Origin of the sequence: Streptomyces sp. CC0208, from assembly GCF_003443735.1 — a bacterium.
Lineage (GTDB): Bacteria > Actinomycetota > Actinomycetes > Streptomycetales > Streptomycetaceae > Streptomyces > Streptomyces sviceus.
The window spans coordinates 5,170,763-5,193,254 of record NZ_CP031969.1 but is presented as its reverse complement, the minus strand read 5'-3'; the positions used below and the strand labels follow the sequence as shown (position 1 = coordinate 5,193,254).

Here is a 22,492-nt window from a genome sequence, read left to right as displayed (position 1 = left end):
CGGACACCCCCCACCCCGGCCCCGACCCCAAACCACACCGCACGCGCTACACAAGCCCCACCGAGGCCGCGCAGGCCGCCGCAGGCACCCAGGGGCGCGGGGAACTGCGCACAACGCCCGCCCCCACCGAACCCGCACCCCGACCGTCAAACCGCCGGAGGCCCCCCCACCGGCCCAGCCCGATCCAACAACCCCGTCCGAGCCGCCAACGCCGCCGCCTCCAACCGAGACCCCACCCCCAGTTTCATCAGCACCCGCTGCACATGCGTCCGCGCCGTGGACGGCGCTATCCCCATCCCCGCCGCGATCAGCCGCGTGTCCTCCCCGTCGGCCACCCGCACCAGCACCTCCACCTCCCGGGGCGTCAGCATCTGCAGCAACCGCTGTCCCTCGTCGTCCGGCTGGGCCGCGGGGTTCAACAGCTCACTGAACGCCCCCTGGAGCAACTGCGGAGCAACCGCCGCCTCCCCCGCCCGAGCCTTCATGATCGCCCGCTCGACCCCCTCGATCCGCTCGTCGTGCCGGACGTACCCCGACGCCCCCGCCGCGAACGCCGCCGCGATCCCCCGGGGACTCGGCACCGGACCCAGCACCAGCACCGCCACCTGCGGCCGCTCCCGCTTGATCTTCACGACCGGGTCGAACATCCCCGGCTCGGCCGGCGTGGCCGTCCCCAGCAGGCACACCTCGGGCGCCCGGCTGATCACCAGCTCCGCCGCCCCCGCGGCAGGCGCCGCCGCCGCGAGCACCCGGTGCCCGCGCAGTTTCAGCGCCGAGGCCAGCGCCTCGGCGAGCAATCGGTGGTCGTCGACCACCATGAGCCGAACTCCCATCGAGCAACCCCCCAGTCCCCCCATGGATCCGCGTGAATGCCCCACTATGGCTGCCCACTGATCCGCACAGGCAGAGGCCTTCTCCCAGCACCCCCGCCCTTCATGCCCCCGGAAGCTACACGCTAGTTCGACGTTGCGCTTCCCCTACCGGTGAGAAGTGTCCCGGAAGTGCTGAATTCCTGGCTTTCCTGTCGTTCGAGGAGGATGTGCCGCACCTTCACGCGTCCTCGGCGAGCTCCAGCCAGCGCATCTCCAGCTCCTCGCGCTCCCCGGCGAGGTCCCGCAGTTCGGCGTCGAGGGAGGCCACCTTCGCGAAGTCGGTGGCGTTGTCGGCGATCTGGGCGTGCAGCCTGGTCTCCTTCTCGGAGATCTTGTCGAGCTGCCGCTCGATCTTCTGGAGCTCCTTCTTCGCGGTCCGCTGGTCCGCGGAGCTCTTCTCGGCCACCGGCTTCACCACCACCGGCGCCGAAGCCGCGGCCGCCTCCTCCATCCGCTGCCGTCGCTCCAGGTACTCGTCGATGCCCCGCGGCAGCATCCGCAAGGTGGCGTCCCCGAGCAGCGCGAAGACCCGGTCGGTCGTCCGCTCGAGGAAGAACCGGTCGTGGGAGATGACGACCATCGAGCCGGGCCACCCGTCGAGAACGTCCTCCAGCTGGGTCAGCGTCTCGATGTCCAGATCATTCGTCGGCTCGTCCAGGAACAGCACGTTCGGCTCGTCCATCAGCAACCGCAGCAGCTGGAGCCGCCGCCGCTCACCGCCGGACAGATCCCCGACCGGCGTCCACTGCTTCTCCTTGTTGAAGCCGAAGGTCTCGCACAGTTGCCCGGCGGTCATCTCGCGCCCCTTGCCGAGGTCCACGCGCTCCCGCACCTGCTGGACGGCCTCCAGCACCCGCAGCGCGGGGTTGAGTTCGGCGACCTCCTGCGACAGATAGGCGAGCTTGACGGTCCTGCCGACCACGACCCGTCCGCCCGCGGGCTGCTTCTCGCCCTCGGTCCGCGCGGTCTCGGCCATGGCCCGCAGCAAGGACGTCTTCCCGGCGCCGTTGACCCCGACGAGACCGATCCGGTCGCCCGGGCCGAGCTGCCACGTCACGTGCTTGAGCAGGACCTTGGGCCCGGCCTGGACGGTGACGTCCTCCAGCTCGAAGACGGTCTTGCCCAGCCGCGAGGAGGCGAACTTCATCAGCTCGCTGCTGTCCCGCGGCGGCGGCACGTCCTTGATGAGCTCGTTGGCGGCCTCGACGCGGAAGCGCGGCTTGGACGTACGGGCGGGGGCACCGCGTCGGAGCCAGGCCAGCTCCTTGCGGACCAGGTTCTGCCGCTTGGTCTCCTCGGTGGCGGCGATCCGCTCGCGCTCGGCCCGCGCGAAGACGTAGTCGGAGTAACCGCCCTCGTACTCGAAGACATCGCCCTTCTGCACGTCCCACATGCGGGTGCAGACCTGGTCGAGGAACCACCGGTCGTGGGTGACGCACACGAGCGCCGAGCGCCGCTCGCGCAGGTGCTTGGCCAGCCAGGAGATGCCCTCGACGTCGAGGTGGTTGGTGGGCTCGTCGAGGACGATCAGGTCCTGTTCCTCGATGAGCAGCTTGGCCAGGGCGATACGGCGGCGCTCGCCACCGGAGAGCGGCGCGATGACGGTGTCGAGGCCCTGCGGGAAGCCGGGCAGGTCGAGTCCGCCGAACAGTCCGGTCAGCACGTCGCGGATCTTGGCGTTGCCGGCCCACTCGTGGTCGGCCATGTCGCGGATGACCTCGTGCCGGACGGTGGCCGTGGGGTCCAGGGAGTCGTGCTGGGTGAGGACGCCCAGGCGCAGGCCGCCGGAGTGCGTGACGCGTCCGGTGTCGGCGTCCTCCAGCTTGGCGAGCATGCGGATCAGGGTGGTCTTGCCGTCGCCGTTGCGGCCCACGACGCCGATGCGATCGCCCTCGGAGACGCCGAGCGAGACACCGTCCAGCAGCGCACGGGTGCCGTACACCTTGCTGACGTTCTCGACATTGACCAGATTGACGGCCATTTCTCTCCTGCCCAGGGGGATCGATCGACCCTCCAGGGTAGTCCGACCGCTACGCCCCCATCACCGTCGCACCCGGCACGGGCCCCGAGGCCGTACGCACCGCCCGGCACGTGCCGGAGGCGCGCAGCGCGTCCGCGATCTTCGCCGCCGAGCCGGGATCGCGGGCGAGGAACGCCGTGGTCGGGCCCGAGCCCGAGACGAGCCCGGCGAGGGCGCCCGCGGCGCTGCCGGCCGCGAGGGTGTCGGCGAGTTCCGGGAAGAGCGAGAGGGCGGCGGGCTGGAGGTCGTTGGAGACGGCGGCGGCGAGCGCGTCCGGGTCGCCCTCCGCCAGCGCGTCGAGCAGTGCCTCGGAGGCGACGGGCTCGGGGACGTCGAGGCCCGCGGTGAGCCGGTCGAACTCCCGGAAGACGGCCGGGGTCGACAGCCCGCGCTCCGCCATCGCGAACACCCAGGAGAAGGTGCCGCCGACGTCGAGGGGGCGCAGCTTCTCCCCGCGTCCGGTTCCGAGCGCGGCGCCGCCCACCAGGCTGAACGGCACGTCACTGCCCAACTCGGCGCAGATGTCGAGCAGTTCGGCACGGGAGGCGCCCGTCCCCCACAGCGCGTCGCAGGCCAGCAGCGCACCCGCGCCGTCCGCGCTGCCGCCCGCCATGCCGCCGGCGACGGGGATGTCCTTGGCGATGTGGAGGTGGACGTCGGGCTCCAGGCCGTGGCGCTCCGCGAGGGCGATCGCCGCGCGCGCCGCCAGGTTCGTACGGTCCAGGGGCACCTGGCCGGCGTCCGGGCCCGCGCAGGTGACGCGGAGCCCGTCGGCGGGTGTCACGGTCACCTCGTCGTGGAGGCCGACCGCGAGGAAGACGTTGGCCAGGTCGTGGAAGCCGTCGGGGCGGGCGGCGCCCACCGCGAGCTGGACGTTGACCTTGGCGGGGACGCGGACGGTGACGCTCACTGCTGGACCGGCTCCTTGTTCGCTGCGTGTTCGGCGTGCTCGGCGATCCGCGCGAACTCCTCGACGGTGAGCGACTCGCCGCGGGCCTGGGGCGAGACCCCGGCCGCCACGAGGGCCGTCTCGGCGGCCGCGGCCGAACCCGCCCACCCGGCGAGCGCGGCCCGCAGGGTCTTGCGCCGCTGGGCGAAGGCGGCGTCCACGACGGCGAACACCTCGCGCTTCGACGCGGTGGTCCTGATCGGCTCGGTCCTGCGGGTGAGCGCGACGAGCCCGCTGTCGACGTTCGGTGCGGGCCAGAAGACATTGCGGCCGATCGACCCGGCCCGCTTGACCTCGGCGTACCAGTTGGCCTTCACGGACGGGACGCCGTACACCTTCGAACCGGGCGGTGCGGCGAGCCGGTCGGCGACCTCCGCCTGGACCATGACGAGGGTGCGCTCGATGCTCGGGAAGGTGTCGAGCATGTGCAGCAGCACGGGTACGGCGACGTTGTACGGGAGGTTCGCGACGAGCGCGGTGGGCGCGGGGCCCGGCAGCTCGGTGACGTGCATGGCGTCGGAGTGCACGAGGGCGAACCGGTCCGCGCGGTCGGGCAGGCGGGCGGCGATGGTGGCGGGCAGCGCGGAGGCCAGTACGTCGTCGATCTCCACGGCGGTGACGCGGTCCGCGGTCTCGAGGAGTGCGAGGGTGAGCGAGCCGAGGCCGGGGCCTACCTCCACGACCACGTCGTCGTCCCGGACGCCGGCGGTGCGGACGATCTTCCGGACCGTGTTCGCGTCGATCACGAAGTTCTGGCCGCGCTGTTTGGTGGGGCGTACGCCGAGGGCGGCCGCGAGTTCGCGGATGTCGGCGGGGCCAAGGAGGGTGTCTGGGGAGGGGCTGCTCACGTGGACAGCCTAGCCGCGGGCCGGTGGGGGCTGGTCGCGCCCACGTGGCGGAGCCACCCATTGACACAGCCCCGCGCTCCCAGGTCGGCTCAGCCGCGGGCAGTCTGCCGCCGGGCGGGGCGGTCGGGAGACGACACCCCCGCCCGGCCCCGGCCCGCCCGTCACTCATCCATGCAACCGGGCCCCGCAATGCGGCCAGGGGCTCGCCCCCCGCCGTACGTACAGCTTCTTCGCCCGGAACGTCTGCTCCACCGCCGGCGCGTCCTGGGGGCGGCCGGAGCCCCCGAGGGCCTGCCAGGTCCTCGTGTCGAACTGGTAGAGGCCGCCGTACGTCCCCGAGGGGTCCACCGCGTTCGGGCGGCCGCCGGACTCGCAGTGCGCGAGTCCCTGCCAGTTCAGGTGGTCCGCGCCCTGCACGGAGGTGGGCCTCGGCTTCGTGCCCACTCTCACGATCTGGGTGCGCGGTTCCCGGACCGTCTCGACCCTGATCCTCCGTGGCTTCTGCCTGACCCCGTTGACGGTCCTGAGGGAGTATGTGACCCGTCGCACCCCTGGTGTCCCCGCCTGGTCCACGACCTCCGTGCCCTTGAAGAGGGAGGCGTCCTCGCTCCGCTCCTCCCGGAAGGGGATCAGCTCCTCGCGCACTTCCTTCGACCCGGTGATCCGCAGCACCGTGACGGTCTGCCCCTCCCGGGGAAAACTCCCCGGCGCCACCGAGGTGGTGTCCATCCCGCTCAGCGTGACCCCGGCCCCCTCGACGGCCTCCGCCACGGTCGCCGCGTTCGTCCGGATCGTCCGCGCCCGGCCGTCGGCCATGACCGTCACGGACCGCTCGGTCCGTACGTCCAGGGCGAGCCCCTCCCGCCCGATCGGCCGGGAGCGCGAGGTGGACACGTACGCGCCCTGCGCACGCACCCCGAGCTGCTCGAGGGCCCCGTCCACCGTCCGTGCCGTGGTCCACACCTCCCGCTGGTGCCCGTCCAGCGTGAGCCGCAGGGGACGCCCGTACCGCACCGCGACCTCGTCCCCGCTGGCGAGCTGTTCGCCGGGGGCGGGCGCGACCACGTCGTGCGCCCCCACCGCGACTCCCTCCTCGGCGAGCAGTTCGGTCACGTCGTCCGCGAAGGTGTGCAGCGTCCTGGGCTTGCCGTCGACGGTGAGCTCGATCGCCTTGTCCTTGGCGACGAACGCGGTGGTACCGCCGGCGAGGAACGCGACGACCAGCGCCTGCGGAAGCAGTCGGCGCATCGCGCTGTCCGGCCGCTCGGCGTACCGCGTCCTGCGCCGGCGGGCGGCCCGGCGGCCCACCGCGGCCTGGCGCGGGAGCGGTGACTCCGGCATCTCGTACGCGGGCCGGTAGGTGTCCTCGTAGGGCCGCGTGCGCGCCATGTCCGGCGCTCCGTACACCCCGTAGTCGAGCGTCCGCGCGGTGTCCGGACCGGTGGGCGGCGCGTCGGGACCGCCGTACGCCGAGGGTTCGTACGGCTCGGGCGGGCCGTACGTCTCGTAGGCCTCGTACGTCTCGTACTGCGAGTTGCTCACGACGACACGCTCCAGGGGTCCGGATCGGGCCCACAGAACCTAGCGGAGCGGTCGTCACTCTCCAAAGCGACGCGACTACCCGGAGTTACGTTCGAGAGGGTCAGTATCCGAAGGCGCGTGCGGTGTTGGCGGCGAGTGCCGTGGCCAACGCGTCCTCGTCGATGCCGCGCACGGCGGCCATGGCGCGCACCGTGACCGGAATGAGATAGGGGGCGTTGGGCCGTCCGCGGTACGGCGCCGGCGTCAGGAACGGCGCGTCGGTCTCCACGAGGAGGAGTTCGAGGGGCGCCACGGCCACCGCGTCCCGCAGGTTCTGGGCGTTCTTGAAGGTGACGTTGCCGGCGAAGGACATGAAGTATCCGGCGGCCGCGCAGATCTCCGCCATCTCGGCGTCGCCGGAGTAGCAGTGGAAGACGGTGCGCTCGGGGGCGCCCTCCTCCTTGAGCACGCGCAGGACGTCCGCGTGGGCGTCGCGGTCGTGGATGACGAGCGCCTTGCCGTGCCGCTTGGCCATCTCGATGTGGGCGCGGAAGGACGCCTCCTGCGCCTCCTTGCCCTCGGGCCCGGTGCGGAAGTGGTCGAGGCCGGTCTCGCCGACGCCCTTGACCTGCGGGAGTGCGGCCAGCCGGTCGATCTCCGCGAGCGCCTCGTCGAGGGCCTGGGTGCCGCCGGCCTGGCGGGCTCCCTGCCGGGACCAGCCGTCGGGGTCGCCGTGGACGATCCGGGGCGCCTCGTTGGGGTGCAGCGCGACGGTGGCGTGGACGGCGTCGTACCGGCCCGCCGTCTCGGCCGCCCACCGGGAGCCCCGTACGTCGCAGCCGACCTGGACGACCGTGGTCACCCCGACCGACGCGGCTTTGGCGAGCCCCTCCTCCACGGTCCCGTCCTGCATGTCCAGGTGGGTGTGGGAGTCGGCGACCGGCACCCGCAGGGGCTCCGGGAGCGGCGGGGCCGCGTTCTTCTCGCGGGGGCTGTTCGAAGGCATGCCCCGATCCTACGAAAGGGGCATGCCCACCCGGATTCCGGTGCGGTCAGCTCGCCTTGCGCTGGAAGACGTGCAGCAGGTCGGCCAGGTGCCAGTGGTGCTCCTCGCCCGGCCCCTGCGCGGTGCGGGCCGCCGGTGCCTCCACGGGCCCGGCGGGCGGCGTGCTGTGCTGACGGTGCGCCGCGTCACGGGTGGCCGCGACCCGACCGGGCCGCATGATCCGTACGACGTGGTGGTCGCAGTTCGCGCACGCGGGCCTGGAGAGCGGAGAGGGCACGACCCGCCCGTCCACCATGTACCGCACGAACTCCCGGCCGTCGCCGTCGATGTGGTGCTCTATCTCGTACGACTGCTCCCACCCGTGCCCGCAACGCATGCAGGCGAAGGAGTAGGACTCGTTGACGACAGCTGTCGCACCGGGGTGCCCTGCGATCTCGCTCATGCCGGCTCCTGCGTGTCCGCTGGTTCGAAGGACGGGTACGTCCCTCACCCCAGTGGACGCCTGCCGGGGCACGATGGCGACAGGCCTGTCGACTGTTGGAGCCGATTTGGACCTTCCTTGCCGAAACGGCCCGTCCGGCCGCGTGGAGCTTTGCATTCCGAGACACCGCTTTGCCCGCACATGGGGCGCACGCTCAGAAGTCATGCGCCCTGCTCAGAGGGGGTGTGACCCACCTCATGGGGCGGGTCGGACAGGGGCGTTCTTCGCGGCGACGACGGCATCGAAAACGACCCTCTTGGGCACTCCGGCCTCGACGGCCACCGCGGCGATCGCCTCCTTGCGCCGCTCCCCCGCCTCCTCCCGGACCCGCACCCTGCGCACCAGTTCCTCGGCGTCGATCTCCCCGGCCCCCTTCTCGGGCGCCCCCTCCACGACGACGGTGATCTCCCCCCGGACGCCGTCCGCGGCCCACTCGGCGAGCGCGCCCAGCTCCCCCCGCTTGACCTCCTCGTACGTCTTCGTCAGCTCCCGGCACACCGCCGCCCGCCGCTCGGCCCCGAACACCTCGGCCATGGCGGCGAGCGTGTCGTCGAGCCGGTGGGGGGCCTCGAAGTAGACGAGGGTGCGCCGCTCGTCGGCGACCTCCCGCAGCCGGGAGAGCCGCTCGCCGCCCTTGCGCGGCAGGAAGCCCTCGAAGCAGAACCGGTCGACGGGCAGCCCGGACAGCGCGAGCGCGGTGAGCACGGCGGACGGCCCCGGTACGGCGGTGACCCGGATGTCCTTCTCCACGGCCGCGGCGACCAGCCGGTACCCGGGGTCGGACACCGACGGCATCCCGGCGTCGGTGACGAGCAACACGCGCGCGCCGCCGAGGAGTTCGTCGACGAGTTCGGGGGTGCGGGCGGCCTCGTTGCCCTCGAAGTACGACACGATCCGCCCCTTGGGCGTCACGCCGAGCCCCTGGGTCAGCCGCTTCAGCCGCCGGGTGTCCTCGGCCGCGACCACGTCGGCCCCGGCCAGTTCCGCCGCGAGCCGGGGCGGAGCGTCCGCGATGTCGCCAATGGGGGTGCCCGCCAGGACAAGGGTTCCAGTCACGTCCCCCATCCTCCCAGCAGCGCCCCGAAGCGGACGCATCCGCCCATGCACGGGACTCACACAGCGCTGTTCCTTACGATGGCGCCGTGACCAGTACCGCGTCCTCCACGGACACCCGGCAGGACCAGGCCCCGCAGGACCGGCGGCCGTCGTGGCAGCAGAGGCTGCGCCGTTTCGGCTACACGGCCGAGGCCGGAAGCGACGTGCGCGAGCGCCTGGTGCCGTCCTTCGTCGTTCCCTCTGCGCGGATGTGGCAGGTCCTGGGCGTGCCCGGGGCGCTCGCCGAGCGGGTCACGCGCTGGTCGGGCTGGCTGGGACCGCTGCTGGTGACGCTGGTGGCGGGGCTGACGCGGTTCTGGAACCTGGGCAGCCCCAAGAAGGTGATATTCGACGAGACGTACTACGCCAAGGACGCGTGGGCACTCGTCCACCGCGGCTTCGAGCTCAGCTGGGGCAAGAACGTCGACAGCCAGATCCTGTCCTCGAACGGGCATGTGGCGCTGCCGACGGACGCCGCCTATGTGGTGCATCCGCCGGTCGGCAAGTACGTCATCGGGCTCGGCGAGCTGATGTTCGGGTTCGACCCGTTCGGCTGGCGCTTCATGACGGCCCTGCTGGGGACGCTGTCGGTGCTGATCGTGTGCCGGGTGGGGCGGCGGATCTTCCGCTCCACGTTCCTCGGCTGTCTGGCGGGCGCGCTGATGACCGTGGACGGTCTGGCGTTCGTGATGGCGCGGACCGCGCTGCTCGACGGCGTGCTGATGTTCTTCGTGCTGGCCGCGTTCGGCTGTCTGGTCATCGACCGCGACCGGGCCCGGGAGAAACTCGCGGCCGCGCTGCCGGTCGACTCCTACGGCCTCGTGCGCCCCGACGCGCACATCGCGGACACCCTGTTCCTGGGCCTGCGCCCCTACCGCTGGCTGGCCGGCCTGCTTCTGGGCCTCGCCATGGGCACCAAGTGGAACGGCCTCTTCTTCCTCTTCGCGTTCGGCATCATGACGGTGCTGTGGGACGTCGGCTCCCGCAAGGTCGCCGGCGCCCGGCACCCCTACTTGGCGGTCCTCAAGTACGACTTCGGCATCGCGTTCGTCGCCATGGTGCCGGTCGCGGTCGTCACCTACCTCACCTCGTGGATCGGCTGGATCCTCTCCCCCGCGGACGGCACCGGCGGCTACTACCGCAACTGGGCGGCGACCGACGGCAAGGGCGGCAGCTGGACCTTCCTGCCCGACTGGTGGCGCAGCCTGGTCCACTACGAGCACGAGGTCTACAAGTTCAACGTGGGCCTGTCCTCGCCGCACACGTACATGTCCAACCCGTGGAGCTGGATCGTCGACGGCCGCCCGGTGTCGTACTTCTACGAGTCGCCCACGCCCGGCACCGACGGCTGCCCGGTCGACGCGGGCGGGAAGTGCGCGCGGGAGGTCCTGGCCATCGGTACGCCCCTGCTGTGGTGGGCGGCCTGCTTCGCGGTCCTCTACGTCCTGTGGCGCTGGTTCTTCCGCCGCGACTGGCGCGCGGGCGCCATCGCCTGCGGTATCGCGGCGGGGTACCTGCCCTGGTTCAACTACCAGGAACGCACGATCTTCTTCTTCTACACGATCGTGTTCCTCCCCTTCCTCTGTCTCGCCGTCGCGATGCTCATCGGCGCCCTCATCGGCCCGCCACGCGCCTCCGACACCCGCCGGGTTGCGGGCGCGACGGCAGCGGGTGTCCTGGTGCTCCTGATCGCCTGGAACTTCATCTACTTCTGGCCGCTGTACACGGGAACGGCGATCCCGATCGACAACTGGCGGTCGCGGATGTGGCTGGACACGTGGGTCTAGCGGGCCATCATTCACGTATGTGATTGAGCACCCGCTTCGGCCAATCAGGAAACTCTTACCCCGCTCGTCACACCTCCCGCTTAGGCTGCCCACAACAACGGGGAAAACGGGGAGGGGGCCAGACCATGGCCAAGGGGGTGAAGGTCGCTGTCGTCAGCACGGTGTTCGCCGTGATGGTCGGCGGGGCCGGGTACGGGGCGTACAACTTCGTGTCGGCGTTGAGCGACGACGGGAGCGGTGGGGTCGGGGACGCCAAGCGGAGCGGGCCGCCCACCGAGGACGAGATCAAGGAGACCTCCAAGGGCTTCTTCGCCGCCTGGCAGAAGGGCGACGCGGCGAGCGCGGCCGCGTTGACGAACAACAACACGGCGGCCGAGGTGCTGCTGGCGGACTACGGGACGGACGCCCACATCGGCCACGTGCGCATCACGCCCGGCAGGGCGACCGGCGCGACCGTGCCGTACCGCGTGAAGGCGACCGTGTCGTACGACGGGAAGTCGAAGCCGCTCGCGTACAGCAGCAAGCTGACGGTCGTGCGCGGAGTGACCACCGGCAAGGCGCTCGTCGACTGGCAGCCCTCCGTGGTGTACCCGAAGCTCCAGCGGGACGACCGGCTCGTCACCGGCGAGTCCGCGAACCCGGCCATCGAGGCGGTGGACCGCGGCGGCAAGGTGCTGACCAAGGAGAAGTACCCGTCGCTCGGCCCGGTGCTGGACGCGCTGCGCGAGAAGTACGGGGACAAGGCCGGCGGCACCCCGGGTATCGAGCTGGTCATCAAGCACCCCGACCAGAGCCCCGACACCTCGCTGCTGACTCTCGCCGAGGGCAGGGCGGGCAAGCTGCAGACCACGATCAGCGCGAGCGCGCAGGCGGCCGCCGAGAAGGCGGTGAAGCTGTACGGCCAGTCGTCGGTCGTCGCCGTCAAGCCCAGCACCGGTGAGGTGCTGGCCGTGGCCAACAACCGTACGGACGCCTTCAACGCGGCCTTCGAGGGCACCAAGGCCCCCGGCTCCACCATGAAGATCATCACCGCGGCGATGCTCATCGACAACGGCGTGACCTCGATGAACGGCCCGGCGCCCTGCCCGCCCGAAGCCGTGTGGCAGGGGCAGACCTTCAAGAACCTCACCAACATGAAGCCCAACGAGGGCGCCAGCCTCGCCAACAGCTTCATGCGGTCCTGCAACACCGCCTTCATCAAGCTGATCGACGAGAAGCCGCTCACCGACGAGTCGCTGACGCTGGAGGCCCAGAACCGGTTCGGGATCGGCGAGGACTGGAAGACCGGCGTCGTCTCCTTCGACGGAAAGGTGCCCGCGGTCAGCGGCCCGGACCGCGCGGCGAACGCGATAGGCCAGGGCCAGGTCCAGATGAACCCGCTGAACATGGCGTCGGTCACGGCCACCGCCATCACCGGCGCCTTCCGTCAGCCCTATCTCGTCTCGCCGAAGCTCGACGACCGCGAACTGGCCACCGCCAAGGGGCTGCCGTACAACACCGCTTCCCAGCTGAAGCAGATGATGAAGCTGACCGCGACCCAGGGCACGGCGGCCACGGCGATGGCGGGGCTGCACGGGGACATCGGCGCGAAGACCGGGTCCGCTGAGGTCGACGGGCAGCAGGTGTCCAACAGCTGGTTCACCGGCTTCCGCAACGACATGGCCGCGGCGGCCATGACGGAGGAGGGCGGCCACGGCGGCGACGCGGCGGGCCCGATTGTCGCAGCTGTGCTACGAGCCGCAGGCTGACGTCACCCGTGCGGGACAGGGACTCTAGTCTGTTGCAGTCGTTGAGGTGCATGAGGGCAACGGGGACCCTGGAACAGCGCGGAGGAAGCGTAAGTCGTGGGTAACAGAAGGCGCGTCGCCGAGCGACGGAAGACCAAGCCCGCCGTGGTCGGCGGGATGATCGCCGTGGTCGTCGGCGGCGCCGCCGTCGGCGTCTACGCGCTGTACGGCGCCGGGGCCGCGGCCGACGAGCGGACGCAGAACACGTCCGCGGCCGACCACAAGCCGAAGGTCAAGACCGGCCCGCTCTCGACGACCGAGGTCACCACCACCGCGACCGCCTTCCTCACCTCCTGGCAGCAGGGCAGGGTGAGCACGGCCGCCGCCGCGACCAGCGACACCAAGGCCGCCACCACCCTGCTCACCGGCTGGACCAAGGACGCCCACCTCACCGGTGCCACCCTCACCCCGGGCACCCCCACCGGCGGCAAAGTGCCCTTCTCCGTCAAGGCAACGGTGTCGTACAAGGGCCTCAGCAAGCCGCTGACGTACGCCAGTTCGCTCACCGTGGTCCGCAACACCGCCACCGGGAAGCCGCAGGTCGACTGGACCGCCTCGGTCGTCCACCCCGACCTCAAGGACGGCGACACCCTTGTCACCGGCGAGTCCGGGACCCCTCCGATCAAAGCGGTCGACCGGGACGGCGGCGAGATCACCGAGGCGAAGTACCCGTCGCTGGGCACGGTCCTGGACGGCCTGCGGGAGAAGTACGGCAAGAAAGCCGGCGGCAAGGCGGGCATCGAGCTGAGGGTGATCCGCGGGAAGGACTCCAAGTCCTCCGACAAGACGCTGGTGGAGCTCAGCAAGGGCACCCCCGGCACCGTGCGGACGACCCTGAGCCCGACGCTCCAGGCGGCGGCCGAGGCGCAGGTCGCCAAGCAGGCGCGGTCCTCGGTGGTCGCCCTGCGCCCGTCGACCGGCGAGATCCTCGCGGTGGCGAACGCCGGCCACGGCTTCAACACCGCCTTCCAGGGCTCCCTGGCGCCGGGCTCCACGATGAAGGTCATCACCTCCTCGCTGCTGATCGAGAAGGACCTGGCGTCGCCGGACAAGGCGCACCCGTGCCCGAAGTACTTCACGTACGGCGGCTGGAAGTTCCAGAACGACGACAAGTTCGAGATCAAGGGCGGCACCTTCAAGGCGAGCTTCGCCCGCTCCTGCAACACCGCCTTCATCAGCCAGGCGGGCAAGCTGGACAACGACAGCCTGACCAAGCAGGCCCAGCAGGTCTTCGGTCTGTCCATGGACAACTGGGCGATCGGCGTCCCGTCCTTCGACGGCGCGGTGCCGGTGCAGAGCGCGGCCCAGAAGGCGGCCTCGCTCATCGGCCAGGGCGGGGTCCGGATGAACCCGCTGAACATGGCGTCGGTCTCCGCCACCGTCGAGTCGGGCACCTTCAAGCAGCCCTATCTGGTCGCGCCCTCGGTCGACCACCGCACGCTGGCCACCGCCTCGCGCACGATGTCCTCGGGCACGCTGTCTCAGCTGCGTGAGCTGATGGCGTACACGGCGGGCTACGGCACGGCGGCCGAGGCGATGTCCGGCGTCTACGGCAACGTCGGCGCGAAGACCGGGTCCGCGGAGGTCGACGGCCAGAAGAAGCCGAACGGCTGGTTCACCGCCTACCGGGGCGACCTCGCGGCCGCCGGCGTCGTCCAGGCGGGCGGCCACGGCGGCGACACGGCGGGCCCGATCGTCGCGACCCTGCTGAAGCTGGGCGGCTGAACCCTTACAGCGGTCAGCCCCGGACGGGCGCGGCGGCCATATAGGTCCGCCGCAGGAACCTGAGCAGTGCCTTCTGCTCGAACTGCACCACCGACACGCCCTGCGGTGAGTGGAACTCCACCACGGCCTGCACCCGTCCGCACGGCCACACCCGGACCTCGCCGCTGCCGGCCGGGGCCCTGAGTCCCTGTTCCAGCAGCGCCCGCGAGAAGGTCCATTCGTGGGTGCCCGGCAGGCCGATCCGTACCGAACGGGGGTCGGTCTCCGGGTCGTAGCGCAGGACCACCGGGACCGCCTCGTCCTCCGCGATGTCCGCGTCCGAAACGATGTGGGCTCGCGCGTACTGTTCGACTACAGACATCGTGACGGGCCTCTCACGCTGCGTAACCTGTGCGGAAGCTGTGCATCCATTCCCTCTCCAGCGTCGCACATTTCCTGTGTTCCGCCCCCGGGACCGAAAGCCTGCGAGTTGCTGTTCCTGGCTTGCCTCTCTTGCAAAGAGTTCGCAACAAGCCACTATCATCGAACGGTGCATGTGCCTGACGGATTCATAGACGCCCCCATCTCGGCGGCGACCGGCGTGGTCGCCGCGACCGCCGTCGCGGTGAGCCTGCGCGGCGCCCGCCGTGAACTGGACGAGCGCACCGCGCCCTTGGCGGGCCTGGTCGCGGCGTTCATCTTCGCCGTGCAGATGCTGAACTTCCCCGTCGCCGCGGGGACCAGCGGACATCTGCTCGGCGGAGCACTGGCCGCGATCCTCGTGGGCCCCTACACCGGCGTCCTGTGCGTCTCGGTGGTCCTGCTCATGCAGGGCATCCTCTTCGCGGACGGCGGCCTGACCGCGCTCGGCGTGAACATCACCGACATGGCCGTCGTCACGACGGTCGTGGCGTACGCCGTCTTCCGCGCCCTGGTGAAGGTGCTCCCGCGCCGGCGCGGCTCCATCACCGCCGCCGCCTTCGTGGCCGCCGTGCTCTCCGTGCCCGCCGCGGCCGTCGCCTTCACCCTGATCTACGCCGTCGGCGGCACCACCGACGTCTCCATCGGCAAGGTCGCCACCGCGATGATCGGCGTCCACGTCCTCATCGGCATCGGCGAGGCGGCCATCACCGCGCTGACCGTCGGTGCCGTCGTCGCGGTACGCCCCGACCTGGTGTACGGCGCCCGCGGCCTCCAGCAGAAGCTGAAGCTGCGGGTGGACGGTGAGCTGGTCGACGTGCCGGACACCGCGCCTGTCGCCGCCGCCCGTTCGCACCGCAAGGTGTGGATCACCGGCCTGGTCACCTCCCTGGTCCTCGCCGGGTTCGTCAGCTTCTACGCCTCCGCCAGCCCCGACGGGCTGGAGAAGGTCGCCGCCGACAAGGGCATCGACGCGAAGACCGAGAAGCACGCCACCTCGGACTCCCCGCTCGCCGACTACGGCGTGAAGGACGTCGAGGACGCCCGCCTGTCCGGGGGGCTGGCGGGTGTGATCGGCGTCGGCGTGACCGTCGTCGCCGGCAGCACGGTGTTCTGGGCGGTGCGCCGGCGCCGTACCGCCGACACCACGCCCGTCGGGACGGGCGTCTGACGTGGGCGCCGGACACGCGCACCGGCTCTACCGGCACGGACACTCGCCGGTGCACGCCCTGCCACCGCACACGAAACTCGCGGCGGCCTTCGGCTTCGTGGTGGTGGTCGTCTCGACCCCGCGCGAGGCGATGTGGGCGTTCGGCCTGTACGCCGTCCTGCTGGGCGTCGTCGCGTACGCCGCGCGTGTGCCGGCCGGCTTCCTGCTGAAGCGGCTGCTGATCGAGGTGCCGTTCGTGGCGTTCGCGGTGCTGATGCCGTTCGTCGCGGAGGGCGAGCGGGTCGAGGTGCTCGGCATGTCCCTGAGCGTGAGCGGTCTGTGGGGCGCCTGGAACGTGCTCGCCAAGGGCACGCTGGGCGTCGCCGCGTCGGTGCTGCTGGCGTCCACCACCGAACTGCGCTCGGTGCTGCTCGGACTGCAACGGCTCAGGCTCCCGCCCCTCCTGGTCCAGATCGCGTCCTTCATGATCCGCTACGGCGATGTCATCACCGACGAGATGCGGCGGATGCGGATCGCGCGGGAGTCGCGGGGGTTCGAGGCGAGCGGCGTCCGGCACTGGGGTGTCCTCGCGAAGTCGGCCGGCGCGCTGTTCATCCGCTCCTACGAACGCGGCGAGCGGGTGCACCTGGCCATGGTCAGCCGCGGTTACGCCGGTTCGATGCCGGTGATCGACGAGGTGACCGCGTCCCGGGCGCAGTGGTCGTACGCCCTCGCGCTCCCCGTGACCGCCCTCGTCGTCTGCGTGGTGGGATGGACCCTGTGACAGCTTCCCTCGAAGTGACCGGACTGGCCTTCGCCTACCCCGACGGGCACCAGGCCCTGTTCGGGGTGGACTTCTCGATCGCGCGCGGCGAGCGGGTCGCGCTGCTCGGCCCGAACGGCGCCGGCAAGACCACCCTCGTGCTGCACCTCAACGGCATCCTGAGCGGCGGGGTGGGCACGGTGAAGGTCGCCGGGCTGCCCGTGGACCGGAAGCACATGGCCGAGGTCCGGCGCAGGGTCGGGATCGTCTTCCAGGACCCCGACGACCAGCTGTTCATGCCGACCGTGCGCGAGGACGTGGCGTTCGGACCGGCGGCGGCCGGGCTCAAGGGGGACGAGCTGGAGGCACGCGTGCGGACCGCTCTGGAGCGGGTCGGCATGGCGGACTTCGCCGGACGGCCCCCGCACCACCTGTCCTTCGGCCAGCGGCGCCGGGTGGCCGTCGCGACCGTGCTCGCCATGGAGCCGGAGATCCTCGTCCTGGACGAGCCCTCCTCCAACCTTGACCCGGCCTCGCGACGCGAACTGGCCGACATCCTGCGCTCGCTGGACGTCACGGTCCTGATGGTCACGCACGACCTGCCCTACGCGCTGGAGCTCTGCCCGCGCTCGCTGATCCTGAGCGAGGGCACGATCGCCGCGGACGGGAGGACCGCCGAACTCCTCGCCGACGACGAGCTGATGCGCGCCCACCGGCTGGAGTTGCCCTTCGGATTCGATCCGCGGTCCGTGACAATGGGCGCGTGACGAACGAAGAGGACACCGGATCACTGCTGCTCGACGACCAGTTGTGCTTCGCGCTGTACGCCGCCCAGCGTGCGGTGACCGCCGCGTACCGGCCGCTCCTCGACGAGCTCGGGCTCACCTACCCGCAGTACCTCGTGCTGCTGGTGCTGTGGGAGCGCGGGCAGACCAGCGTGAAGGAGCTCGCGGGGGCGCTGCGGCTGGACTACGGCACGGTGTCGCCGTTGCTCAAGCGGCTGGAGGCCGCGGGGCTCGTGCGCCGGGAGCGCGCGGCGGCCGACGAGCGCTCGGTGCTCGTCGCGTGCACGGGACACGGGGAGGAACTCAGGGAGCGCGCGACGCGTGTCCCCGGCGCGCTGCTCGCGGCGACGGATCTCGACGGCACGGAGGCCGCGCGGTTGCGCGAGGAGCTGTGGCGGCTCGCGCACCGGGCGGACGCGGCGGCCGAGCGCCCCCGCTGACCTTCTGGCCATCTGACCTTCTGGCCATCTGACCTTCTGTTACCCGAAGTCACTACCCCCTGGTAACCCGACGCCGACCTACCGGCCGGTACCTTGTGCACGATGTACTTGTGCACACTTCTCCGGGGGGAGACCAGCCATGCCTGAGGAAACCGCCGTCGACACCCGGCCGACGAAGATCATGTACGTGGCCGAGGCCACCGCCCACGGCGGCCGCGACGGCTTCGTCACCAGCCAGGACGGCCAGATCGAGCTGAAGGTCGCGATGCCGCCGGCGCTCGGCGGGGACGGCGACGGCACCAACCCGGAGCAGTTGTTCGCCGCCGGCTACAGCTCCTGCTTCCACAACGCGCTCATCCTCGTCGGCAACCGCGAGGGCTACGACCTGACCGGCTCCACGGTCGCCGCGAAGGTCGGCATCGGCCCCAACAAGCACCGCGGTTACGGCCTCGCGGTCGCCCTGAGCGTCTCCCTTCCGGTCCTCGACGCGGGCCTGGCGGCGAAGCTGGTGGACGCGGCCCACGAGGTCTGCCCGTACTCGAACGCGACCCGCGGGAACATCGACGTGACGATTCTGCTTGGCTGAGACAGGCACCGAGCGGCAGCAGGAGGAGTACGGCGTGGACGTGAACGGCACAGTCGCCGAGGGCTTCGAGCCGGTCCGGGACGTGTTCGCGCGGAACTTCGAGGCGCTCGGGGACCGGGGCGCGGCGGTCGCCGTGTACCGGGACGGGCACAAGGTCGTCGACCTGTGGGCCGGCACCAGGGACATCGACGGCACCGAGCCCTGGCGGCACGGCACCGCGCAGGTCGTGCGCTCGGCGACCAAGGGCGTCGCCGCCGCCGTACCCCTGCTGCTGCACCAGCGCGGGGAGCTGGACCTGGACGCGCCGGTGGCCGAGTACTGGCCGGAGTTCAAGGCGCGCGGCAAGGAGCGCGTGCTGGTCCGGCAGATGCTGAACCACCGGGCCGGGCTGCCGGTGATCGACCGGCCGCTCACCCCCGAGGAGGCCCTGGACCCGCTGAAGGGTCCCGAGGCGGTCGCCGCGCAGGCGCCCGTCTGGGAGCCCGGCACGGACCACGGGTACCACGCGCTGACGTACGGCTGGATGCTGGACGAGCTGGTGCGGCGGGTGACCGGGCTCGGCGCCGGCCAGTGGATCGCGCGGGAGATCGCCGGGCCGCTGGGCGCCGAGTTCTGGCTCGGGCTGCCGGCGCAGGAGGAGGCGGCCGGACGGACGGGACGGGTCGGCCGGGTCGAGGGGCCGGAGCCGGTCGGCGGCCTGCGCGCCCGCCCCAAGCGGTCCGTCACCGAGGCCTACGAGGACCCCGGCTCCCTCACCCGCCGCGCCTTCGCCGCGATCACGCCCTTCCCCGACCAGAACGCACCGGCGTACCGGGCGAGCGCCCTGCCCGCGACCAATGGGATCGCGACGGCCGACGGGCTGGCGCGGATCTACGCGGCGCTGGTCGGAGAGGTGGACGGGGTTCGGCTCCTCGACCCGGCCACGGTCGCGCTCGCCCGTGCCGAGGAGTCGGCGGGCCCCGACCGTGTCCTGGTCGTCAACACCCGGTTCGGCCTCGGCTACATGCTGCACGGCAGCGCCTCGCCGTTCCTCGGCGCGGGCTCCTTCGGGCACCCCGGCCGCGGTGGTTCCCTCGGCTTCGCCGACCCCGAGACCGGCGTCGCCTTCGGCTATGTCACCAACGGCTTCCGCAAGACGGTCACCGCGGACCCCCGGGCGCAGGCGCTGGTCAGGGCAGTGCGGGCGGCCCTGTGACCGCTACACGTTGATCGAGTGGGACCTCCGCCCGGACGCCTCGTCGATCTCGTCGTGCGCCTTGGTGAGCAACTGCATCGCGAGTTCGTTCAGCGCCCGCGCGCCGGCGACCTCCTCTCCCACCCTCGGCTGATTGCTGTCGGACCGGTGGCGGGTGGCGTGCCCGTGCGCACGTACCTCGGTGCCGTCCGGCAGCCGTACCATCGCCGCCGCCCGCGTGTGCTGGTCGTCCTCCTGGAACTCCAGCTCGATGTGCCATCCCACAGCGGTGTGTGTCATGACGATCACCTCCGAAGCGTGTGCTTCCAGGGTGCTCCTCGGCGGGCGGCGGCGCACAGGGTGCTCAGCCGTCGGACTCCGGTGACGGGAGGTAGGCGCCCGGTACCTCGGCGGGCGGGTAGACCTTCCTGTCGCCGGGGTACGGCTTGGTCCAGTCGTGCGTCTGGTACCAGGTGTAGCGGTTCATCTGCTCGGCGTTGGCGTAGTCCGGCACGGCGTGCGCGCCGGTCAGCCGCTGGTGCGCGGCCCAGGTCTTCCACTGTGCGGCGAGCTCCTGCTTCGCCTTCGGCACCGCCGCCGAGGTCGGCGCGGGCGCCGCGTCGGCGTCCTGGGCGGCCGGGGTGTCCGGGCCGCAGGAGGGCGTGGGGCTCACGCCGAGGGTCAGCGAGGTGCGGTTGGGGACCGCCGTGAACGGGGTGGGGTCCGCCTTCGCGGTGAACGCCCCGTACATGGGGGTGGCCGCGCTGTCCTTCTGGTTCATCGGGTGGATCCCGAGGATCTGCTCGACCGTGCGGATCATCGTGATCTGCGTGTAGTAGTGGCTGTCCACGGTGCCGTGCCGGGCGTAGGGGCTGATGACCTGGACCGGGGCGCGGTGGCCGTCGACGTGGTCGAGACCGTTCTGGGAGTCGTCCTCGACGACGAAGATCGCGGAGTCCTTCCAGTACTTGCTGTGGGAGATCTCGTCGACCATCCGGCCGACCGCGAGGTCGTTGTCGGCGACCTCGGCGGCCGCGTTGGCCGGGCCGCCGGTGTGATCGTTGGAGAACCAGAACATGTTCAGGTTCGCCGGGCCGTTCTTCTCGAAGTCCTGCTGCCAGATCTGTTCCTTGTAGATGTCCGGGACGTCGAGGTCGAACATCGGGAAGCCCTGCACCGACACCTTGTTGAGGGAGGGGATCGCCGAGCCGGTCTGGATGGGGTACTCGGTCTGCGCCCCGGTCGCGGCCATGTTCCTGCTGTCGCAGTACAGGTTCTGCCAGGTGGCACCGGCCGGCTTGGACTCGGTCGACTGGAACTCGCCGAAGTCCTTGACCGACTTGCCGGCCGCCTGCGCGCCGGTCCAGATGAAGCCGGACTTCTGGTGACCGAGGACGTCGTTCTCGGTGTCGTAACTGCGCGTGTACTCACCGGCGGAGGACTCGGTGTACTCCGGGTTGTCCGACTGCATCAGCCAGTTGTGGCCCTCGGCGGAGTTGGTGCCGATGTCGTAGAAGTTGTCGTAGAGGCCGAACTGCTGGGCCAGGGCGTGCTGGTTGGGGGTGACGTTCGCGCCGAAGGTGGTGAGCGCCGGGTTGCCGTTGCCCTGCGGGAGGTCGCCGTAGACCTGGTCGTAGGTGCGGTTCTCCTTGACGAGCAGGAAGACGTGCTTGATCGTCGAGGGGTCGCCGAGACGGGCGGGGACCGGCAGGGGCTTGGCGTGGCTCGTGCCCTTGGCCGTGGTGACCGAGCCGGGCGTCCAGCCGTTCTGCTGGAACACCTTGGCGGTCTGGGCCCTGACGACGAAGTCGCTCGGCAGTGTGAACTCGGTGAGGCTGGACGTGGTGTCGTGGGTGCCGTGTCCGGAGGCGGTGGTGGGGCGACGGGCGTCTATGCCCCGGGTGTTGGAGACGACGACCTGCTTGCCGACTGTGGTGATCTCGGCGGGGAAGTAGTCGGTCGGGAGCAGACCTACGTAACTCGCCGGTTCCTGCGGGGACTTGTAGCGGTAGACGGCGACGGCGTTCGCGCGGCCCAGCGTCACGAGGAGCCGGCCGTCGTCGGTGAGGGTGACCGCGTCGGGCTCGTAGCCGACCTTCGCCTCGGGCCAGGGCTGGGTGGCGATGGTCTGGACGACCTTGCCCTTGCGGGTGTCGATGACCGAGACGCTGTTGTCGGCGGTGTTGGTGACGAACACCGCGCCCTTCTTCGCGTACACGGCGGTCGGGTGCAGACCGACGTCGATGGAGCGGACCGCGGCGGACGGGTTCGCGGTGTCGATGACGCTGACCGTGCCGGTGGTGGCGGCGCCGGTGTCCGGGTCGGCGGGCACCTGGGTGCCGTAGGAGTTCATGGTGGTCTCGCCGGCCCTGGCCGGGCGGCCGCCCTCGTTGCTGACGTACAACGTGCCGCCGACCAGGGCGAGGCCGCGCGGGGCGTTGCCGACTGCCCAGCTCTGCCGGACGGTTCCGGTGGCCGCGTCGAGGGCGACCACCTTGTTCTGGCCGTTGACCGCCGCGTACACGGTGGAGCCGTCGGGTGAGAACACCGCCGCGCCCACAAGGGCCTGCTGGGAACCGGCGGTCGGGATCGGGACGGCCACCGGGTCGGCGAGGGCGCCGTCCGCGGTGACGGTGAACTTGGTGTAGCCGGTGGCCTGGCCGAGCCACAGGTACTTGCCGTCGGGAGAGTAGGCGGGACCCTCCTGGCCGACCGCGGAGCTGCTGATGCGCAGGTCGTCGGCCGCGTTGGCGCCGATCTTCTGCTTCACCTGGCCGGTCGCCAGGTCCATGATCACCAGCGCGGCGTCGCCGTCGGCGACCGCGGCCGCGAGGTGGGTGCCGTCCGGGCTGACGGTGGACGACATGATCTTGCCGTCGTTGATGACGGTCCGGCTGCCGTACGGCTTGAGGTACTGGTCGCTGGAGATGACCTGGCCCCTGGCGGTGTCCTGCGCGACCTGCTGGGTGCCGAACTGGTAGGTGGAGGCGACCGCGGTGCCGGTGACGCCGAGGGCGACGGCGATACCGGCCGTCACCAGCGTGCTCCGGCGGCTGAGGCGTCTGACCTTCTCGCTGCTCCGGCGCCGGCGTGTTACCTGCATG

20 protein-coding genes are annotated in these 22,492 nt (G+C 71.2%); 9 read left to right on the top strand and 11 right to left on the bottom strand.

Annotation, left to right across the window (positions count from 1 at the left end; translation table 11 throughout):
* Positions 1-146: 146 nt before the first annotated feature.
* The 8 genes from D1369_RS23915 to rsmI form a co-directional block, all read right to left on the bottom strand.
* Positions 147-833 (bottom strand): response regulator transcription factor, encoded by a 687-nt coding sequence (locus D1369_RS23915; protein WP_007382624.1) that lies wholly within the window; start codon positions 831-833, stop codon positions 147-149.
* Positions 834-1,050: 217 nt separating this feature from the next.
* Entirely contained in the window at positions 1,051-2,853 is a 1,803-nt protein-coding gene (locus D1369_RS23910) for an ABC-F family ATP-binding cassette domain-containing protein (protein WP_007382625.1), read from the bottom strand.
* A 49-nt stretch (positions 2,854-2,902) separates the two neighbouring features.
* On the bottom strand, positions 2,903-3,802 hold the full coding sequence (locus tag D1369_RS23905; protein ID WP_007382626.1) for a 4-(cytidine 5'-diphospho)-2-C-methyl-D-erythritol kinase: 900 nt from the start codon (positions 3,800-3,802) through the stop codon (positions 2,903-2,905).
* Complete coding sequence (gene rsmA, locus D1369_RS23900; RefSeq protein ID WP_007382627.1) at positions 3,799-4,689, bottom strand: 16S rRNA (adenine(1518)-N(6)/adenine(1519)-N(6))-dimethyltransferase RsmA; 891 nt, start codon at positions 4,687-4,689, stop codon at positions 3,799-3,801. Before rsmA ends, D1369_RS23905 begins: the two co-directional genes overlap by 4 nt.
* A 165-nt stretch (positions 4,690-4,854) precedes the next feature.
* The gene (locus D1369_RS23895; protein WP_037900414.1) at positions 4,855-6,231 is read right to left on the bottom strand and encodes a resuscitation-promoting factor; all 1,377 of its coding nucleotides are present in this window, start codon (positions 6,229-6,231) and stop codon (positions 4,855-4,857) included.
* Positions 6,232-6,331: 100 nt separating this feature from the next.
* Positions 6,332-7,216, bottom strand: a complete 885-nt coding sequence (locus D1369_RS23890; protein ID WP_007382629.1) for a TatD family hydrolase — start codon at positions 7,214-7,216, stop codon at positions 6,332-6,334.
* 46 nt (positions 7,217-7,262) lie between these two features.
* Positions 7,263-7,658: a hypothetical protein gene (locus D1369_RS23885; protein ID WP_037900415.1), complete on the bottom strand. Its 396-nt coding sequence runs from the start codon at positions 7,656-7,658 to the stop codon at positions 7,263-7,265.
* A 234-nt stretch (positions 7,659-7,892) separates the two neighbouring features.
* Complete coding sequence (gene rsmI / locus D1369_RS23880) at positions 7,893-8,753, bottom strand: 16S rRNA (cytidine(1402)-2'-O)-methyltransferase (protein WP_037900417.1); 861 nt, start codon at positions 8,751-8,753, stop codon at positions 7,893-7,895.
* 86 nt (positions 8,754-8,839) lie between these two features.
* On the opposite strand from rsmI, the gene D1369_RS23875 reads away from it, so the two are divergent.
* The 3 genes from D1369_RS23875 (at position 8,840) to D1369_RS23865 (ending at position 14,091) form a co-directional block, all read left to right on the top strand.
* Positions 8,840-10,579 (top strand): phospholipid carrier-dependent glycosyltransferase, encoded by a 1,740-nt coding sequence (locus tag D1369_RS23875; protein ID WP_007382632.1) that lies wholly within the window; start codon positions 8,840-8,842, stop codon positions 10,577-10,579.
* Positions 10,580-10,704: 125 nt separating this feature from the next.
* Positions 10,705-12,327, top strand: a complete 1,623-nt coding sequence (locus tag D1369_RS23870; protein ID WP_007382633.1) for a penicillin-binding transpeptidase domain-containing protein — start codon at positions 10,705-10,707, stop codon at positions 12,325-12,327.
* 96 nt (positions 12,328-12,423) lie between these two features.
* Positions 12,424-14,091, top strand: coding sequence for a penicillin-binding transpeptidase domain-containing protein (locus D1369_RS23865; RefSeq protein ID WP_007382634.1), 1,668 nt, complete (start codon positions 12,424-12,426; stop codon positions 14,089-14,091).
* 13 nt (positions 14,092-14,104) lie between these two features.
* Here the strand turns inward: D1369_RS23865 and D1369_RS23860 are convergent, their stop codons facing one another.
* On the bottom strand, positions 14,105-14,452 hold the full coding sequence (locus D1369_RS23860) for an SsgA family sporulation/cell division regulator (protein ID WP_007382635.1): 348 nt from the start codon (positions 14,450-14,452) through the stop codon (positions 14,105-14,107).
* Between the two features lie 168 nt (positions 14,453-14,620).
* Between D1369_RS23860 and D1369_RS23855 the strand changes: the two genes are divergently transcribed.
* The 6 genes from D1369_RS23855 to D1369_RS23830 all read left to right on the top strand — a co-directional run bounded on the left by D1369_RS23855 (position 14,621) and on the right by D1369_RS23830 (position 19,409).
* Positions 14,621-15,661, top strand: a complete 1,041-nt coding sequence (locus tag D1369_RS23855) for an energy-coupling factor ABC transporter permease (protein ID WP_007382636.1) — start codon at positions 14,621-14,623, stop codon at positions 15,659-15,661.
* Between the two features lies 1 nt (position 15,662).
* A complete protein-coding gene (cbiQ, locus tag D1369_RS23850; protein WP_007382637.1) occupies positions 15,663-16,424 on the top strand; it encodes a cobalt ECF transporter T component CbiQ in 762 nt (253 codons plus the stop codon).
* Positions 16,412-17,170 carry an ABC transporter ATP-binding protein gene (locus D1369_RS23845; RefSeq protein ID WP_082319409.1) on the top strand — a complete coding sequence of 253 codons (759 nt, stop codon included), beginning with the start codon at positions 16,412-16,414 and terminating at the stop codon, positions 17,168-17,170. Before cbiQ ends, D1369_RS23845 begins: the two co-directional genes overlap by 13 nt.
* Complete coding sequence (locus D1369_RS23840) at positions 17,167-17,628, top strand: MarR family transcriptional regulator (protein ID WP_007382639.1); 462 nt, start codon at positions 17,167-17,169, stop codon at positions 17,626-17,628. Before D1369_RS23845 ends, D1369_RS23840 begins: the two co-directional genes overlap by 4 nt.
* Positions 17,629-17,767: 139 nt before the next feature.
* Positions 17,768-18,214 carry an organic hydroperoxide resistance protein gene (locus D1369_RS23835; RefSeq protein WP_007382640.1) on the top strand — a complete coding sequence of 149 codons (447 nt, stop codon included), beginning with the start codon at positions 17,768-17,770 and terminating at the stop codon, positions 18,212-18,214.
* A gap of 34 nt (positions 18,215-18,248) precedes the next feature.
* Positions 18,249-19,409, top strand: a complete 1,161-nt coding sequence (locus D1369_RS23830) for a serine hydrolase domain-containing protein (protein WP_037903396.1) — start codon at positions 18,249-18,251, stop codon at positions 19,407-19,409.
* A 3-nt stretch (positions 19,410-19,412) separates the two neighbouring features.
* On the opposite strand, the gene D1369_RS23825 is transcribed toward D1369_RS23830, so the two are convergent.
* Entirely contained in the window at positions 19,413-19,688 is a 276-nt protein-coding gene (locus tag D1369_RS23825) for a DUF1876 domain-containing protein (RefSeq protein WP_007382642.1), read from the bottom strand.
* A 64-nt stretch (positions 19,689-19,752) separates the two neighbouring features.
* On the bottom strand, positions 19,753-22,491 hold the full coding sequence (locus D1369_RS23820) for a bifunctional YncE family protein/alkaline phosphatase family protein (RefSeq protein WP_007382643.1): 2,739 nt from the start codon (positions 22,489-22,491) through the stop codon (positions 19,753-19,755).
* Between the last annotated feature and the right edge of the window lies 1 nt (position 22,492).

Coding starts and splice junctions, on each gene's coding strand:
- D1369_RS23915 (WP_007382624.1), bottom strand. CDS start 833: ATGGGAGTTCGGCTCATGGTGGTCGACGACCACCGATTGCTCGCCGAG.
- D1369_RS23910 (WP_007382625.1), bottom strand. CDS start 2,853: ATGGCCGTCAATCTGGTCAATGTCGAGAACGTCAGCAAGGTGTACGGC.
- D1369_RS23890 (WP_007382629.1), bottom strand. CDS start 7,216: ATGCCTTCGAACAGCCCCCGCGAGAAGAACGCGGCCCCGCCGCTCCCG.
- D1369_RS23885 (WP_037900415.1), bottom strand. CDS start 7,658: ATGAGCGAGATCGCAGGGCACCCCGGTGCGACAGCTGTCGTCAACGAG.
- D1369_RS23870 (WP_007382633.1), top strand. CDS start 10,705: ATGGCCAAGGGGGTGAAGGTCGCTGTCGTCAGCACGGTGTTCGCCGTG.
- D1369_RS23860 (WP_007382635.1), bottom strand. CDS start 14,452: ATGTCTGTAGTCGAACAGTACGCGCGAGCCCACATCGTTTCGGACGCG.
- D1369_RS23845 (WP_082319409.1), top strand. CDS start 16,412: ATGGACCCTGTGACAGCTTCCCTCGAAGTGACCGGACTGGCCTTCGCC.
- D1369_RS23835 (WP_007382640.1), top strand. CDS start 17,768: ATGCCTGAGGAAACCGCCGTCGACACCCGGCCGACGAAGATCATGTAC.
- D1369_RS23825 (WP_007382642.1), bottom strand. CDS start 19,688: ATGACACACACCGCTGTGGGATGGCACATCGAGCTGGAGTTCCAGGAG.
- D1369_RS23820 (WP_007382643.1), bottom strand. CDS start 22,491: ATGCAGGTAACACGCCGGCGCCGGAGCAGCGAGAAGGTCAGACGCCTC.